This is a genomic window from Paenibacillus sp. 3LSP, from assembly GCF_032465655.1.
Lineage (GTDB): Bacteria > Bacillota > Bacilli > Paenibacillales > Paenibacillaceae > Fontibacillus > Fontibacillus barengoltzii.
The window spans coordinates 1-15,881 of sequence record NZ_JAWDJI010000037.1 but is presented as its reverse complement, the minus strand read 5'-3'; the positions used below and the strand labels follow the sequence as shown (position 1 = coordinate 15,881).

The window sequence follows — 15,881 nt, the reverse complement described above, 5'->3', positions numbered from 1 at the left end:
AGTAAACAGGTCGTTTCCGGCAATCGAATCATCGCAGATCGGATCGTCAGTTTCTATATACCACGGCTCGGGAATATGAAGCAGTTCTTCCAACTGACCTTCCTTAAGATTTGCTACAAACATATGAAAACACCTCATCCTCTACTGGTCTCTTAATTTCCAGTATTGACAGGTGTTCGCACTTTAAACAGCGAAGAAGCTTTTTAGGTTGTTGCCATCCACAATGGGTCGCCCCCTAACCGGATCGGAAATCACCATAAGCAAAGGTTTACTTAATTTACTGTCTTATTGACAAAATCAATCTCAGTTCGGATCCCTTTGTGAGCGTCATTCCACAGACCCTTTGTCAGGCGAATGCGCAGCAGGCAGGTGTTAGGGTCTTCGTCGTTATTGGCTTCGTAATACCACTCAGCGAATATTTTGCGCAGCTTGGTCATCATCTCCGCGTTTTTCTCGTCACATACCCAGCCCAGATTTTCACCAATACCATCCGCCGTAAAGTTCTCGACGATGATACAAATGGCCACTTCGGGGTTTTGGGCAATCTGCTGCATTTTGTTTGAGGTCGCGTAGGTGACAATGTAGAACGCGCCGTCCTCATAATAGGCGTCAACAATACGGGCGGCGGGGCGGCTTCTGCCACCCGCACCCGGTTCCAGTGCGATGGTGGACAGGGAGATGAGGCAGTCCTTGTTACCTACTTGTTCTTCCAGCAACTTCATGGCTTCATCATACTTGCTCATCAAATTACCTCCTAAAGCAGGATAAGGTTTCTATCATTAACATAGCATTGTAAAATCCTAGTGGATGTGAGAAATAATACGAAAAAGTGGAAGTGAACAAGGATGATGCCCGCCCCGGAAGCAGGAGAGGAATATGATCAGCAGCCGGTAAGATCAGATCAAATTTCTTTAAACGAGGGCTGTTTCCGCTTGGCAACCATCAGCATCGGAATGGCGATCGCCAGACTGACCACAACGGGAACAATAGAGGCTTCAAGGCCAAACGTTCCCCCAGTGAGAAGTGCGGCACCTTCTGCTTTCACCGTAAACAGACCGGTTGTTGTGTGCCCAGAAACAGGAATACCAAGCAAGCCCTCGACGGCATTCCAGCCGAAATGCAGTCCCATGACAAACCACAGGTTCCGCCGCCATATAAATGCCGCTCCAAGCAGAACGCCCGCCTCAATGGAAATAGCGAACGCACTCCATAGTGTTGCCCCTGTATTCCCAAGATGGGCTATTCCGAAGAAGAGTGAGGTTACAGCGAGTGCGAGCCAGGGCCCGGCCAATTTCGTAATGGCTTGAAACATAAGCCCGCGAAAGATGAGCTCCTCTACAAAGGCTGCGCCTAAAGCTGAGGTAATGGAGGATGCCAGAATGGAGCTTGTATCTGCAGAGCTCGCCCATTGAAAGGTGTACCCTCCCGCAGCAACAATTATCAAAATGGACACTAGGATAAAGAGTACCCCTGTTACAAGCCCCATCCCAGCTTCAATACCTGCGCGTTGTCTTGTTAATTCAGGAGTTGGACGGTTAGCAAGGTATTTCATTGTCAGCCTATATACGAGAATAGCAATCGAACCTTCCACGAATGTAATCGCAAGGGAAGCGACTTCTCCCGCCTGATAGGCCAAGGGTCGAAATAGGGAATCGATCAAAATGATGCCCAAAGCCCCCGCCAACATCCATGTGATAGGAAAACGTGAGAACTTGCTGTTCATGGTTGTTTCAGCCCCTTTTTTTGCTCGTTTATTACGAGTGTAGGCTGAAAAAGTCATAAACCATAGTGAGTATTCGTCATTAAAAAGTCATATGATCCCTGAATCTCGGGCTTTGCGGGCGGCCTCTTGCCGTCCTCCCACATTCAGCTTCGAATAGATCGTTGAGATGTAATTTTTAACGGTTCCCTCGCTAAGATGCAGGGCCTCGGCAATGTCTTGATTACGCATGCCTGAAGCCAGCTTATGCAGCACTTCAATCTCGCGAGCGCTAAGTCCGTATTCGTTAATTTGTGGGGCAGGGGTGAGGTTCAAATTTTTGATCATTTTACTGGCCATCTCCTGCGTAATTAACGTTCCTCCCGCATGAACGACACGTATGCCCGCAGCTAGTTCCTTGGGATGAATCGCTTTGAGCAAATAGCCTTCCGCGCCATGGCTTAATGCCGTCAACACATATTCCACTTCCCGGTAAGAGGTGAGTATAATGACTTTGGTTGCGGGTGTTCGCTCTTTAATCTTTGCTGTTGCAGCGACGCCGTCCATGACTGGCATATTGATATCCATCAGTACAATATCCGGCTGTAACTGCTCGCAGGATTTGACGGCTTCTTCGCCATTTTTGGCTAACCCGACAATTTCAAAATCCTCTTCCATCGACAGCACGATATGGAGACTCTCAAGAATTAATTCCTGATCATCTGCAATCAGCATTTTAATTTTGGACATGCAGGATTACTCCTTCCAGAGGAAATTGACAGCTGACCTCGGTAACCGGGTCCGTTCCGGCTTCAGATGATACAGACAGGGTTCCTCCCAAATGCTCAACCCGTTGTTTCATAGCAGTCAAGCCAAAGCCATATTCCAGCCGATTAATCGGCTTGCCGTTATTTCGGATGAATAGATGCACGTGGGTCTCAGACAACCGAAGCTCCAGATGCAGTTGAGTTGCTTTTCCATGTTTTAATGCGTTTGTAAAAGATTCTTGTATGACTCGCAGGATGGTCTGACGTGCTTGGAAACGCAACGCTGGCTCAGTTCCTGACAGGTTTAAAACCACATCAGTTCCTGTATGTATCCGGAAATTGAACGCAAGTGTCTCAATCTGTTGGTAAAGATTTGATTCTCCTTCGTCGCCCATCTCATGGACGATGCTTCTCATTTCGTTCAGATTGCGCTCAGCTAATTCTCTTAAGCGATTTAACCGATCCTTGACTTCGGCCGGCTTGTGATCCAACAGGGCAATGGCAGCATCGAGGCTCATAATAAGCGATATAAAAGAGTGCCCAAGCGTATCATGAAGCTCCTCGGACAAGCGATGGCGTTCTTCAAGTAAAGTCATCTTCTCTACTTCCGCGGCGTAGTGGGTTAACAGCTTATTTTGCTGCTCCACTTCAGCTACCAGTTTATTTTTCTGATCGTACGCATTGGCTACGGAGCTTGCCCATACCCCGATAAAGCAAAAGATCAGGTTATCTGTTCCGATACCGAGGGTCTGCTCCCAAGACAATTTGAAGTGAGATTGAAAGGTAAAAGGAATCAAAGCAACGATAGGAATGATCCAGAGTGTGTATCGAGTGCACAAATACCCCATTGCAAGACTCGGTAACAAATAGTCTGCCTTGGATGCCAAATCAGGATGGAAAACCGAGTTCACATAATAAGAGCCGCCTAGCAGCAGTTCCATGATGCAGAACCAGGTTTTGTTCATCCGCCGCCCAGGGAACCAGAATAGGATAGGGACGATAAACGCTGCCAGCAACCAGATCATGTATAACGATGTGCGGGTTGAGGGCATGCCGTCAATGAAAAGCCGGGACAACAGCAAAATATAATGGTACGAACGAAGAGCGAATATGCCCCAATCCATGAAAGGTAGAATTTTTTTCATCATGATCTCCGAACTTCCATTCCGATAAAGATCTTCAGATCCTCAGTTTTATACATTATACGATTTTATGGTGCAAAGACAATTGAAAAATCGGGGGTTCGTTCTACTTAAAGTTTTCTTTACATTTCGTATATGTGGGAATTAACCATGCTAAATTAGAATTAATCCATTTGAGGGAGTCAGGGCTTCATTCACAGTTGAAAACAGGAATCACTTAGATCGTATCTGTGAAGGATGCCTGGCAGGGGTGTCCTTCATTTTGCTGTATTAAGAGGGTGTTGATATTGAGGACAGAGAATGTAATGTGTGATGTATTAACGCTGCTTGTACCTAGTATTTTTTTATGGATTTTCGCTACTTACATCTTAGTTAGGTCGTACCCTTATAAAACGGCAAGATTCCTAGCGGCAGGAATTTTATGCAGTGCGGTTGGTTTTACAGCCGAGTTGATTGCCTTAATGGTGTCAACGGATTGGAGTCGCTCGATCCATCTTTATGTTGGGGTGATCGCCCTTTACTTAAGCTTTGCCTTCATTGTTCATATCCTCTATGACATGATACAAACCATGCAACCCTCCCATATGGCAGGGCTACCTCGTATCTTTTATGGCTTCTCTATTCTGATGCTAGGTATGGGGTATGTAGGAAGTACCATCATGACACAGCCTCTCCTTTCTACCTTGGCGAATATCGGATCGTGTACCGTTGTGTTAGCTCTTTTATGTATGGGTTACAAATATGTAGTGTCTGCGGGACATCAACTCTTCTTTAAGGTATGCTTTGGTTTTGCGGCGATTGCGTGTTTCGGTATAGTTCTCTCGGGGATCCCTGTCGTTTCCTTCCCGTTTGTTGTGCCAGCAACACCAGGTTTATGGTTGTCGGCTATGGCCTGTACGCTCATTGCTTGCTTCATCGTAAAGTTGAATCTAGTCCCCAGTGCTGCCAAACGTTATTCTTCCCTCATGGAATCTTCTGCGACACCGATGGTGATTCTCGATAATAATAAGCAATTGCTAGAGGTCAATGACATTGGAAAGTTGAACTATCAAATGAGAATTCAGACGGATTTTAGAAATTATTTTAATTATCAAAATGATCCCGATGCTTGGGATCAAATGTTTGCTCATTTAGATGAGAACTTCACCATCAAAGGTTATCGGATCCATTATTTAAATGAAGATGGCAACGAGAACATCGTTTTGATTGATGCTTCTAAGGTGAATCTGGGCTGCGAAACATATTATTATTGCATGATTCATGAGGTAACACAGGAGTTTCAGCTCAGAACCTTAAATGAGTACTTAGCTTATCACGATGTACTCACGGGTGTATACAATCGTGCCTACTTCGAAGGCGAAGTAAAGCGAAAGTTAGCTCAAGATCGAAAACCAGACGGTGCGATGATCATATGTGATTTAAACTTTTTTAAAGAAATCAATGATACGTATGGTCATCAAATTGGCGATCAGGTGCTGATTTTTACGGCGAGATTTTGGCGTGAACACTTGCCGAAACCACATCTATTCGCACGTTTAGGCGGCGATGAATTTGTGATGTTCTTTGAAGAAATCAATTCCGAGGATCTATTTCTTAAGCAAGTTAACAAGGTTCGGAACGCTTTCCAATATAACTTGTATAGACAGGATCAAATCCAAATCGAGATTGTTCCTAGTATTGGAGTTGCCTTTGTGGGCGAAGACGGCATGAATTATGAGCAACTCTATCATACTTGTGACACACGCATGTATGACGACAAGAAAACCGTAAAAGAGCAATATTGCATGAAGCAAGTGTGCTTAAATCGGCATCATATCTAGCATCAGGGTCTCTCGTAATGACGGAAAATGATTTAGCAATTCCTTGCTTGCCTTCAATTTTAAATACTTGGTATAATGAATTAATTTTAATAATTTCAATATAGAGAGGAGATATCACTTGAAGAAAAAATATTTTGCGATTCTAATTGCGCTGTCTTTAGCGGCCAGTATGGGAACAGGCGTATTCGCAGGTTCGAAACTCCAGGAAATTAAAGCGTACTTAAACCATGATATCAAGATTGTAGTCAATGGAACTGCTGTGCAACTTACAAATCAAAATGGTAAGCCAGTCGTTCCAATCTCTTACGATAATACAACTTATTTGCCCGTTCGTGCGGTATCAGAAGCTCTAGGTGTTGCGGTCAGCTTCGATGCAGCAACGAATACTGTCAACTTAGGAGAAAAAGTTGAAGGAACATCCATTGCCAAAGGCTTCGATGATATGTACCATACGAAAGACCCTCAATATACAACTTATCAAGGCAAAGATTACAAAGAGGTATATTATAATTCTGCTTCCGGCGATCGTAGCAGCAGCTTTATGCTGTATCCCAAGAAGCAATATCAAAAGCTCTATCTTCAAATTGCAGCTATCGGGGAAAACATTGAAAAGTTTGAAATTAAAGATGCTGAAGGTTCAACGGTACTGAAAACTGTCGATGTCATTAAACCGGAAGATGGACTTGTGACGATCGAGGTTGATATTAGCGGTTTCAACTCCCTATATGTTAATGGGAATGCGAAAAATGGAGGAGCTGTCTTTGTTCCGTTGACTACTTCGTATTATCGCTGATTACATAAACACATAAGCAAAGCAAGAGGCTCTCGCAAATCGAGAGCCTCTTAATATTATCATGCTCACCCAAATTGCCCCCGCATCTCACCTGATGGTAAAATATTGGGAAATGATAGGAGGAGACGGACCTCCATTTGAGGGGAAGAAGATGAGTAAACCTGAAATGAACGTCGCATTGGTATGCGGGCCTGATTGCGATATGGAAGTTCAAGCCATTCGAGCCACGCTGGAGTATTTTGGTGCAAGAGTGTTTACTTATTGGGTCGGCAGACCAAGCGATCTGATAGATATCCTATCCGGCAAGGATCTATATCCGAATACGGACACGATCATTCTTAGCTTCCATGGCGACGAAGGCCAACTGATCATGCCAGAGTTGGAAGAAAGCATCTACGAACCGGAGGAACCTAAGGGGAACTTTGGGCCGGAGGAGATCAGACGCTTTGCCAAGCTGGCAGGGAAAACGGTCATCGGCACCGGGTGCTCAGTTGGAGCATTTGAGACGGCACAAGCATTTCTCGACAGTGGCTGCGAATTCTATATTGGACCTAATGACTATCCAGATGGAAATGATGCGCTCATGTTTGTCCTGAGGTTCTTTTACGATCTGATTCAGAACAAACAAAGCGTCAGGGAGGCTTTCCAAAATGCTAAGGCTCTGGGTGCGCAGATGGATATGTTTCAGTTGTATGAAAACACGCAACGAGGTAATTGAAAGCGAATAAAAGACAAAGGTTATTTTGATGTTTCAAAAAAAGGATGCGGATGATGTGAACAAAACCGATCGAATGCTGGCCATCGTGATTGAGTTGCAGCGTAAAGGTGTACTGCGCGCCGAGGATTTGGCCGCCAAGTTCGAGACGAGTGTCCGCACGATATACCGTGACATCCAAGCGCTCAGCGAAGCGGGGGTTCCGGTGGCGGGGGCACCGGGAGTTGGTTACTCCTTAATGGATGGATACTTTCTCCCTCCGGTTAGCTTCACATCGGAGGAAGCGGTGGCGCTGCTTATCGGGGCGGATTTCGTCAACATGAGGTTGGACGCGGAGTACGGGGCGAAGGCGCGCAGTGCGCAGGAGAAGATCGAGACGATTTTGCCGGAGAACGTATTCGGGGAGACCGAGCGGATTCGATCGACAATTCGACTGCTGAATGAACATGGAACGAAAACGCGCGGGCAGGAAAAAGAGACGTTCGAACAGTTACGCCAAGCGGTTCTGCGGAAGCGGAAGGTTCGGTTTGGTTACTCCAAAAAATGGCCGGATCCGGATGGAGATCGTCATAGCGTGCGGACGGTGCATCCTTATGGGCTCGTTTTTTCTCAAGGGGTGTGGATGCTTGTTGCGTTCTGCGAACTGAGGCAAGACATCAGGCACTTTCGGCTGTCTCGTATGAGCGAGCTTGTTGTACTGGAAGAGTCGTTCAGCATCGTGCCGGGCTTTAGCTTTCAGGATCACCGATCTGTAGACGATCGGAATGTGACCGTCCGCATGTGGGTCGATCATGCCATTGCGGACCGGGTTCAGGAATCAGACAATTTCTATATGGAGTCGTTCGAACTGGGGGAGGAAGGCGGGCTGGCGACGTTCCGCGTTCGGCGGGTGGAGGACCTCCTTCCATGGACGCTTGGATGGGGAGCAGCGGTACGTGTACTGGAGCCGGAATCGTTGCGTGCTCAAGTTCGAGAGGAAATCCAAAAAATGCTGGAACACTACTGACAAACTGTTGTCAGTAGCGTTTAGGTATGCTGAATCTAACTTGAACAGGAAGGGGTTGGGTTCAGTAATGGATATGAAAGAAATATTGGGTAAATTCGAGGAGACCGTCACCATTTATATACGCGAATTGGATGGTGTAAGTCTGGATCAACTGCTATGGAAGCCGGCGGGGGACGAATGGTCGCTGGGACAGATGTACATGCATTTAATCCGCTCTGCACAGTGGCAGTTGAGGAATGCCGCACTATGCCTTGAACCGGGCGGCGGCACGGAAGTCTCACGGGAGGGGAAGACGCAGCTGGGTGAGAAGCTGTTCACAATGGGGAGCTTCCCGCCAGATCGAGTCCGAGTTCCCCCGTCCCCACAATACACACCGCCGCAACCGGAAAGCAAAGAACAGCTTGTGGGTGGAATGCAGGATACATTACGCAAGATGAGCGAGATCGAGCCTGAGATTGCATTGGTGTTCGATCCGATTACCGAGGGCCGATCAGAATTGAGTAAAGAGATCGCTCGAAATACAGTTGCCCATCCGCAATTCGGCGGATTAAATGCGTTGGAATGGCTCCACCTGATCGAAATGCACTATCGCCACCATTTGCTTCAGAAGCAGCGTCTGGACAAGGCTTGGAGGGAAGCGCAGGGTAGGTTGACCAGAGAGTTTTCTTGATGATGATCACGGTAGCGAGCGTGAGGCCATCCTATGAAGGATGGCCTTTAGTATGTTCTTGTGAACGGTACGGATAGCTGTATCATAGGTATTGTAAGGTCTTGGGAGGGGTTCGTATGTTCAAGATTGCCATTAAGCTGGTTACTTTTTTGCGTCTGCATGAAGATAAGCGAGGAGAAATTTTAGATTTACTTGTGCATCTATTCACAATAGAGAAAATTTTGCCGATACTTTAAATATAAGAGTATGGAATTCAAGGATTCATCTTTGATCTGATCCAATTTGTTGCGGGGACTTATGTAGCAGGATGATCAGAGCGAGATTACCCGTGCAGATTGAACGGGTTATTGTTAATTTTCAAGATTATGAAGCCAAGTATGACCGGATTCGAGCAGGAGCTAGCAGGTTTACACATCAAGATCGGATATCGTGAATAAAGATTACGTTCGTTTACCTCAGTCCACAATCGATAGATTGTGGTTTTTCTACTAAATCTCAGGTCGAATATCTTGGCAACACACAAGGGCATCAAAGGAAATACATATATATGCAAAGGGTGTGTGGTAAGATGCTAGACAAATTCCTAAGTCCATTTACCTCAATCATTACGAGGCTCAAATATGGACAAAAATTCATGCTGATCAGTTTGTTATTTCTGATTCCGATTGCTATCCTTCTAGCTATCTGGATCTCAACGCAGCAAAATGATTTGAAAACGATGAAGAATGAGCGGATTGGCTTGGAGCAAGTCGAAGACTTGATGCCTTTCATCCTGAGGGTACAAGAGCATCGCGGACTTGTAAACGGGTACCTGAACGGAAATAAAGAAGCCAAGGCTCAAATTGAGGCGAAGCAACAAGAGATCTCTCAATTAATTGAAGAAATGGACCATCATTTTCTTGAGCATGGTCTTCCCCAATCCTATGAAAAATGGAATTCTCTCAAAAAAGAATGGGAAGCCCTACTTAGCTCTTATGAAGGCTTAAAGGCAACCGAGAGTTTTGATCGTCATTCTGATCTGGTGTCCTTGGCTAAAGAGCTGATCGTTCTCAGTGCGGATGAGTCGAGCCTATCTCTGGATAATGAGATTAACTCCTATTACTTGATGAAAATGACCGTCGAGGAACTGCCTCAATTAATTGAGAGCGCAGCGGTCTTCCGGGGACAGGGAAATGGGGTTCTCGTCACAAGAAAACTGTCGAATGATATGGCAGTTCAGTTGCAAGTAGAAGTTTCAATGAGTGAGGTCGAACTCGACAATCTGAACAAGTCGCTGGCCAAAATTTACGAGTTGAACAACACCATGAATGAGGAACTCCTTAAGAAGGGGGAACAAACTGTACAGAACCTTCAGCAATTTCTCGGCTTGCTGGATGAAGAAATTTTAAACCCTAACGGGATGAGCATGGATGCTAATGTGTTCTTTGAGGAAGGAACGACGGCCATTAAATCAGCGGGTGAGCTATTCGAGTTGGCCGCAATCGAATTGGGCGATAAGCTTCAGGAACGTATCCATGATATTACGACGGTGCGAAATATTTTCTTATTGATTACAGCTGTGGTACTGCTGTTGGTATTCCAATTCTATGTATCCTTCTATCGAAGCGTGATCGAAACCGTTCGTACTTTAAAACAGCGTGCCGAAGCCATGGCCCAGGGCGATTTCTCTCAGGATATTGTCTTACCTACGAAGGATGAGCTGCAGCTTGTCGGGATTGCCTTTAATGAAATGCAAAGATCGATGAATCGGGTGCTGAGCAATAGTCAGCAAATTGCGGCAACCACATTCCAGGCTTCCCTGAAACTATCTGAAATCTCCAATGAATCTACCATGGCGATGCAGCAGGTGGCTGTTGCGGTACAGGAAGTGTCGGAAGGGACAACGTCACAGAAGAGAACGACCGCAGAAACGTCGGCTACCATGAATGAGATGGCGATTGGTGTTCAGCGGGTTGCTGAGGCTGCATCCGAGGTTGCCATGATCGCAATGAAAGCGAATGATCACGCAGATCATGGGAATCAGCAGTTGGTGGAGACCGTAAATCAAATGACAAGCATTAAGAAGACGCAGCTGGAGTCCTCCCAGATTGTAACTAAGCTCGATGAGCATTCCGCGCAGATCGAGCAAATCATTCAAGTTATTATGGATATTGCGAATCAAACCAAGCTGCTTGCGCTGAATGCCAATATCGAAGCGGCGCGCGCAGGGGAACATGGTCGTGGTTTTGCTGTTGTTGCACAAGAGGTTGGAAAGCTCGCTGAAGAAACATCCAAATCCGGGGAGACCATTTCGGAACTGTTAAATGTTATACGATCCCTTGTTGGAGATACCGTAGCTGCCATGAATTCGATGCAGACCGAGACGAATGCGGGGATGGATTCCATTGAACGATCTCAAGCGGCCATCGATCGAATTCTGAATGAGGTCAAGCTCGTCAGCGAACGGATTCAGGAAGTATCTGCTACCTCTGAAGAAATGTCGGCCGAGATGGAGGAAGTAACTGCCTCTATTGCGGAGATCTCCGATATTTCTCATCAGACTTCGGATGAAGCGGAGAACATGGCGGCCGCTGCAGAAGAGCAACTGGCCTCTATGGAGCAAATCCAAAGCTCTGCCGAGGAGTTGAGGGACATGTCCCGGAAATTGCAAGAAGATTTAAGTAAATTTATATTGCGAGAAGATACTGCAGTCTGACAAGGCCTCGCTATGCTGAAAAAAGCCGGTAAACGATGCAACTCCCATGTTTACCGGCTATTTTTCAAATCAGGTTCATCTCACGCACATCAGTCTTGACAAAAAAAGGGTAAAGATTTATGTTCTATTTTGTAATGACCATTTCAAAATGACGCAGGGAGGTGAGCATTTGCGCCCCAAAGAGTTTAATCCAGACGAGATCGTGGATGCTGCCATGCATGTGTTTTGGGAACGCGGCTATGCGGCGACCTCTATTCAAGACTTAGTCGAAGGCACAGAACTCGGTCGAAGCAGTATTTACAATGCCTTTGGCAGTAAGCATGAACTGTATGAGCAATCGCTGCGCCGATACCAGGAGTTGAAGGCAGAGAAAATTGCGGTGTTATCTGGACCTGGTTCAGTTAAAGAGCGCGTTAGAGCTTTGCTGATGGAAGTGGTGAATGAAGAACTCAGCGATGATAAAGGGCTTGGGTGCATGACCGCCAGCGCAGCTCTTGAGCTTGCAAGCCATGATGCGGAAGTGGCTGCCATTGTGACGCAAAATTTAAAATCCTTTGAATCAACCATCTATGAGACCTTGTTATATGCCCAAGAGAGCGGAGAAATTGCTGCAGACAAGGATGTTCGCGCACTGTCTCGCTTTATCCTCAATGCAATTCAAGGGATGCGAGTGTTAAGTAAAGGGTATCTTGGGCAGGATCGGCGGCAAATTTTGCTCGATGTTGTGGAGGTCACTCTTCAGGTACTTTAATAATGGCTAACATCGCACCGCTCTAAATTTATCTTGAAAAAAACCTGCAGTACACCTTGCAGGAATTTTTTTGCAGAGTATTGTAATGAACGTTCCAAAAAAGAGGAGGTTATTCGAATGACAACAGCAGAGACGAAATCAAATCCAAAAACGATCGCCGTACTTGGCACCGGCATTATTGGGGCACCCGTTGCGCGTAATCTGCAGAAGCAGGGCTTCTCTGTGCGTGTATGGAATCGGACACGTGCCAAAGCAGAGGCGCTTGCCGCATCCGGTTTGGATGTTTTTGACTCGCCACAGGAGGCAGTGGAAGGTGCGAATATAATTCTTACGCTGCTGAAGGATGGGGCGTCCGTGCTGGAAGTGATGAAAAGTGCAGCCTCCGGTTTATCCCAGGGAGCGATCTGGATTCAGATGAGTACAGTTGGCATCCAAGCGATCGAAGAATTGGCGAGCTTCGCGGAGCAACATGGACTCAGACTGTTTGATGCCCCCATCCAGGGCACTCGTCAACCGGCGGAACAGGGCCAACTTGTTATCATGGCGTCCGGGCCAACTCAAGATCGAGATACCGTGCAACCCGTGTTTGATGCAATTGGCAAACGGACCGTGTGGGTGTCGGAGAAGATTGGAGCGGCCAGCCGGCTCAAGCTTGCATTAAATAGCTGGGCGTTCGCACTGACACATGGTGTTGCGGAGAGCTTAGCTATCGCCAAGGGGCTGGGCGTTGATCCCGCGTTGGTGGTGGATGTGGTGAAGGGCGGACCAATGGATAGTGCATTTTTTCAGTCTAAAGCGGCTTTAATCCTTGCGAATGATTATCCTGTCAGCTTCTCGGTGGCGAATGCGCTCAAAGACGCCCAACTGGTGATGGAAGCAGTGGAGCAGGCGGATCTCACTGCAGAAGTTGCCGCTGCCGGGCTGCAAAGATTCCGGCGGGCGCTCGAAGCGGGGCATCAGGACAAAGATATGGCTGCTTCCGGATTGGTGTGAGAAGAACGATAACGCTATGAATAAAGTTAAAAATATTGAATCTACACCAACAGGCATTCACTTTCAGGATGCACCTGCATCAGTTGGACTTCCCGTTTGGCGACTTCTGGCGTTCACCATGGCTGGTTTTATCGCCATATTAACAGAGACGATGCCGGCAGGGTTGCTGCCGCAAATCTCCAAGGATTTTGGCATCTCCGAAGCGATGGCGGGCCAGCTTGTATCGCTATATGCCTTTGGCTCGGTGGTGGCGGCCATTCCGCTGATCGCTGCAACGCGTGGATGGCGCAGGAAACATGTATTATTGTTGGCAGTCGGCGGCTTGTTTCTTTTTAACACGGTAACCGCGTTGTCTACCAACTATTACTTGACCTTGGGTGCTCGATTCGTTGCAGGTATGGCGGCAGCATTGACCTGGGGACTGCTAGCCGGTTATGCGAGAAAAATGGTGCCATATCATCTGCAGGGGCGTGCACTCGCGATTGTGGGCGTGGGTCAGCCTATTGCCTTATCTCTAGGTGTACCGCTGGGCACCTGGCTTGGCACTTTGCTTGATTGGCGGGGGATCTTTGGAATGATCTCCATCCTTGCGCTGGCTCTCATCGTGTGGATCCTTGCCGCAGTGCCGGATTATCCAGGCCAAAGACATGATCAACGGCAGCCTATCCCCGAAGTTTTCCTAATTCCTGGGGTTCGCTCGGTACTATTCGTCGTTTTTGTATGGATTTTGGCTCACAACATCCTCTATACCTACATCGCGCCATTTATGGCTCACATCGGGCTTGCGAATCGTCTGGACCTCATTCTGCTGATCTTTGGCTGCTCATCCATCGTTGGGATTTGGATCACAGGTCAATTTATAGACGTCCGGCTTCGTTTCCTGACACTGATCAGCTTGGCTTTGTTCGTATTGGGTTCCATCGCACTTGGGCTGGTTAGCGAAATCCATGCGATCACCTATCTGTGTGTTTCGATTTGGGGATTGACCTTCGGAGGTGCACCCACATTGCTGCAGACGGCTATCGCGGATGCGGCAGGCGAGGGAGCGGATGTGGCACAATCGATGCTGGTGACCGTCTTTAACCTGGCCGTTGCTGGAGGGGGCGTCGTTGGCGGACTGTTGTTGGATTCCACCGGGGCGGGATCTTTTGCTTGGGCCGTTGCACTTCTTGGACTGATCACCTGGTTTACGGTATGGAGAGGCAAGACTTACGCATTTAAGGCGGAGCGCCGTTCGCGCGGATAGACGTAGAGGCCGTGTCTAGCTTAATATCACGCTTGCAACCTGAGGTTGCGCTGGGATGTAACCAATCCGTTCTTTTACATTAGAGATGGCATCACTTAAAATGAGCTTATCAATTTCAGGAAGGCTGTGTTGTGATGATCTTTAGTGAGAAGTTAAAAGCGGAGCGAATGAAAAAGGGCTGGACTCAAGACGAATTAGCCGAGAAGTTGTTTGTCAGTCGCCAGTCAGTCTCCAAATGGGAGAAAGGGCTGAATTATCCGAGCATTGAAACCCTTTTGAAGATAAGCGACTTGTTTGATATTAGTCTTGATGAGTTATTAAAAAGTGATGAGGAGCTGACAAAAAAGGTGATCAAAGAAAGTAAACAGTTGGCTCATCCGAAACTAAAATTTTTCTTTGATGTTCTATTTTTGGCAGCTCTTGTTCTGCTACTTATTAAGATCGGTGTCCTCATTCTGAACAAAGTATTCTCGCTCGATATTGACCTGCTTGGCGGCAAATTCCTATGGAATTTTGGCCCACTGGTGCTGATGATTGTCTCCGGAATCGGGTCGGGTATTCTTAAGGAACGATACAAGCAAGATTGACATAAAAAGACGCAGCTCAATCTTGGGATGGGGAACGGGAAGTTGCTGGAGATAGACTTTCATTGGTTGACATATCAACCTAATCGCTTAGGGAAGTTTGTTTCATCAATCCATAAAAAAGGAGAGAGTCGTTATGCATAATAAACCGGTTGCCTTGGTCACGGGGGCAAATAAAGGCATTGGACTTCAAATCGCCAAAGACCTTGCAGCGCACGGATTTACTGTACTCGTCGGGTCACGCAATCTTGAGAATGGGGTAACTGCAGCGAAGAGCATTGGGGAGAGCGCACATGCCATCGAGCTTGACGTTACGAACCAGGACACTATCAACGCTGCGGCAGAACGTATTCGGAACGAATTTGGTCGACTCGATGTACTTGTCAATAATGCGGGTATCTCCCATGCCGGTAAGCCGGGCAGATCGCTCGAGGAGGTGGTGAAGGATAGCCTTCCGAGTGTTGCCAAGCTCGATGAAGTGCGCGCCGTATTCGAGACGAATGTGTTTGGCGTGATCGCTGTTACCCAAGCGATGCTGCCGCTCCTCCGTGAAGCGCCGGCAGGCCGCATTGTTAACGTATCGAGCGAATCCGGGTCATTAACGATGAACTCCGATCCGAATTTTCCGCATCGCTCGGTGTTCACCGCATCTTACAGCCCGTCCAAAGCGGCTCTTAATGCGATAACCCTTGCCTTTGCCATCGAACTTGAGTCGTCCGGCATCAAGGTGAATGCGGCGTGCCCGGGCTTCACCGGAACGGATTTTAATAACTACGCGGGGACGCGAACCGTTGAACAGGCCGCACGTGAACCGGTGCGTCTGGCGCTCCTGGACGAGAATGGCCCAATGGGCACGTTCTCCAACGAGTTTGGTCCGCTTCCGTGGTAATAGACAGATTCAAAATGAAGAGGGGGAGCAGGGCGCGTCGATAGTGTAAAATCTCTGTGGGTGTAGGAATTGGAAAAAGCGGATATAGAAAAAGAGCTTCTCCCTTGGTAA

15 protein-coding genes are annotated in these 15,881 nt (G+C 47.2%); 11 read left to right on the top strand and 4 right to left on the bottom strand.

Going from position 1 to position 15,881, the window contains the following annotated elements:
* Positions 1-272: 272 nt before the first annotated feature.
* The 4 genes from RW092_RS01870 to RW092_RS01855 all read right to left on the bottom strand — a co-directional run bounded on the left by RW092_RS01870 (position 273) and on the right by RW092_RS01855 (position 3,614).
* Positions 273-743, bottom strand: coding sequence for a pyridoxamine 5'-phosphate oxidase family protein (locus RW092_RS01870; protein ID WP_316009358.1), 471 nt, complete (start codon positions 741-743; stop codon positions 273-275).
* Positions 744-901: 158 nt separating this feature from the next.
* On the bottom strand, positions 902-1,723 hold the full coding sequence (locus RW092_RS01865) for a CPBP family intramembrane glutamic endopeptidase (RefSeq protein ID WP_316009357.1): 822 nt from the start codon (positions 1,721-1,723) through the stop codon (positions 902-904).
* Between the two features lie 87 nt (positions 1,724-1,810).
* Positions 1,811-2,449: a response regulator transcription factor gene (locus tag RW092_RS01860; RefSeq protein ID WP_085170851.1), complete on the bottom strand. Its 639-nt coding sequence runs from the start codon at positions 2,447-2,449 to the stop codon at positions 1,811-1,813.
* A complete protein-coding gene (locus RW092_RS01855) occupies positions 2,436-3,614 on the bottom strand; it encodes a sensor histidine kinase (protein ID WP_316009356.1) in 1,179 nt (392 codons plus the stop codon). Before RW092_RS01855 ends, RW092_RS01860 begins: the two co-directional genes overlap by 14 nt.
* Before the next feature lie 299 nt (positions 3,615-3,913).
* Here RW092_RS01855 and RW092_RS01850 point away from each other — a divergent pair, with 299 nt between their 5' ends.
* The 11 genes from RW092_RS01850 (at position 3,914) to RW092_RS01800 (ending at position 15,770) form a co-directional block, all read left to right on the top strand.
* Positions 3,914-5,428 (top strand): GGDEF domain-containing protein, encoded by a 1,515-nt coding sequence (locus RW092_RS01850; RefSeq protein WP_316009355.1) that lies wholly within the window; start codon positions 3,914-3,916, stop codon positions 5,426-5,428.
* A 118-nt stretch (positions 5,429-5,546) separates the two neighbouring features.
* Entirely contained in the window at positions 5,547-6,221 is a 675-nt protein-coding gene (locus RW092_RS01845) for a stalk domain-containing protein (protein WP_028538396.1), read from the top strand.
* Positions 6,222-6,372: 151 nt separating this feature from the next.
* Entirely contained in the window at positions 6,373-6,939 is a 567-nt protein-coding gene (locus RW092_RS01840; protein ID WP_085278924.1) for a delta-aminolevulinic acid dehydratase, read from the top strand.
* 55 nt (positions 6,940-6,994) lie between these two features.
* Positions 6,995-7,942 carry a helix-turn-helix transcriptional regulator gene (locus RW092_RS01835; protein WP_316009359.1) on the top strand — a complete coding sequence of 316 codons (948 nt, stop codon included), beginning with the start codon at positions 6,995-6,997 and terminating at the stop codon, positions 7,940-7,942.
* A gap of 73 nt (positions 7,943-8,015) precedes the next feature.
* Positions 8,016-8,612: a DinB family protein gene (locus RW092_RS01830; protein WP_410055499.1), complete on the top strand. Its 597-nt coding sequence runs from the start codon at positions 8,016-8,018 to the stop codon at positions 8,610-8,612.
* A gap of 634 nt (positions 8,613-9,246) precedes the next feature.
* Positions 9,247-11,307 carry a methyl-accepting chemotaxis protein gene (locus RW092_RS01825; RefSeq protein ID WP_316009353.1) on the top strand — a complete coding sequence of 687 codons (2,061 nt, stop codon included), beginning with the start codon at positions 9,247-9,249 and terminating at the stop codon, positions 11,305-11,307.
* 46 nt (positions 11,308-11,353) lie between these two features.
* On the top strand, positions 11,354-12,058 hold the full coding sequence (locus tag RW092_RS01820; RefSeq protein WP_255315299.1) for a TetR/AcrR family transcriptional regulator: 705 nt from the start codon (positions 11,354-11,356) through the stop codon (positions 12,056-12,058).
* Positions 12,059-12,091: 33 nt separating this feature from the next.
* Positions 12,092-13,051, top strand: coding sequence for an NAD(P)-dependent oxidoreductase (locus RW092_RS01815; protein ID WP_316009352.1), 960 nt, complete (start codon positions 12,092-12,094; stop codon positions 13,049-13,051).
* A 16-nt stretch (positions 13,052-13,067) separates the two neighbouring features.
* A complete protein-coding gene (locus tag RW092_RS01810) occupies positions 13,068-14,297 on the top strand; it encodes an MFS transporter (RefSeq protein ID WP_316009351.1) in 1,230 nt (409 codons plus the stop codon).
* 134 nt (positions 14,298-14,431) lie between these two features.
* Complete coding sequence (locus RW092_RS01805) at positions 14,432-14,884, top strand: helix-turn-helix domain-containing protein (protein WP_016314516.1); 453 nt, start codon at positions 14,432-14,434, stop codon at positions 14,882-14,884.
* A 133-nt stretch (positions 14,885-15,017) separates the two neighbouring features.
* Positions 15,018-15,770, top strand: a complete 753-nt coding sequence (locus tag RW092_RS01800; protein WP_016314515.1) for an SDR family oxidoreductase — start codon at positions 15,018-15,020, stop codon at positions 15,768-15,770.
* Positions 15,771-15,881 lie beyond the last annotated feature (111 nt).

What these genes read in the sequence shown, in the direction of transcription:
- RW092_RS01870 (WP_316009358.1), bottom strand. Translation starts at nt 743, where the DNA reads ATGAGCAAGTATGATGAAGCCATGAAGTTGCTGGAAGAACAAGTAGGT.
- RW092_RS01865 (WP_316009357.1), bottom strand. Translation starts at nt 1,723, where the DNA reads ATGAACAGCAAGTTCTCACGTTTTCCTATCACATGGATGTTGGCGGGG.
- RW092_RS01860 (WP_085170851.1), bottom strand. Translation starts at nt 2,449, where the DNA reads ATGTCCAAAATTAAAATGCTGATTGCAGATGATCAGGAATTAATTCTT.
- RW092_RS01855 (WP_316009356.1), bottom strand. Translation starts at nt 3,614, where the DNA reads ATGATGAAAAAAATTCTACCTTTCATGGATTGGGGCATATTCGCTCTT.
- RW092_RS01850 (WP_316009355.1), top strand. Translation starts at nt 3,914, where the DNA reads ATGTGTGATGTATTAACGCTGCTTGTACCTAGTATTTTTTTATGGATT.
- RW092_RS01840 (WP_085278924.1), top strand. Translation starts at nt 6,373, where the DNA reads ATGAGTAAACCTGAAATGAACGTCGCATTGGTATGCGGGCCTGATTGC.
- RW092_RS01830 (WP_410055499.1), top strand. Translation starts at nt 8,016, where the DNA reads ATGAAAGAAATATTGGGTAAATTCGAGGAGACCGTCACCATTTATATA.
- RW092_RS01825 (WP_316009353.1), top strand. Translation starts at nt 9,247, where the DNA reads ATGCTGATCAGTTTGTTATTTCTGATTCCGATTGCTATCCTTCTAGCT.
- RW092_RS01820 (WP_255315299.1), top strand. Translation starts at nt 11,354, where the DNA reads ATGTTTACCGGCTATTTTTCAAATCAGGTTCATCTCACGCACATCAGT.
- RW092_RS01810 (WP_316009351.1), top strand. Translation starts at nt 13,068, where the DNA reads ATGAATAAAGTTAAAAATATTGAATCTACACCAACAGGCATTCACTTT.
- RW092_RS01805 (WP_016314516.1), top strand. Translation starts at nt 14,432, where the DNA reads ATGATCTTTAGTGAGAAGTTAAAAGCGGAGCGAATGAAAAAGGGCTGG.
- RW092_RS01800 (WP_016314515.1), top strand. Translation starts at nt 15,018, where the DNA reads ATGCATAATAAACCGGTTGCCTTGGTCACGGGGGCAAATAAAGGCATT.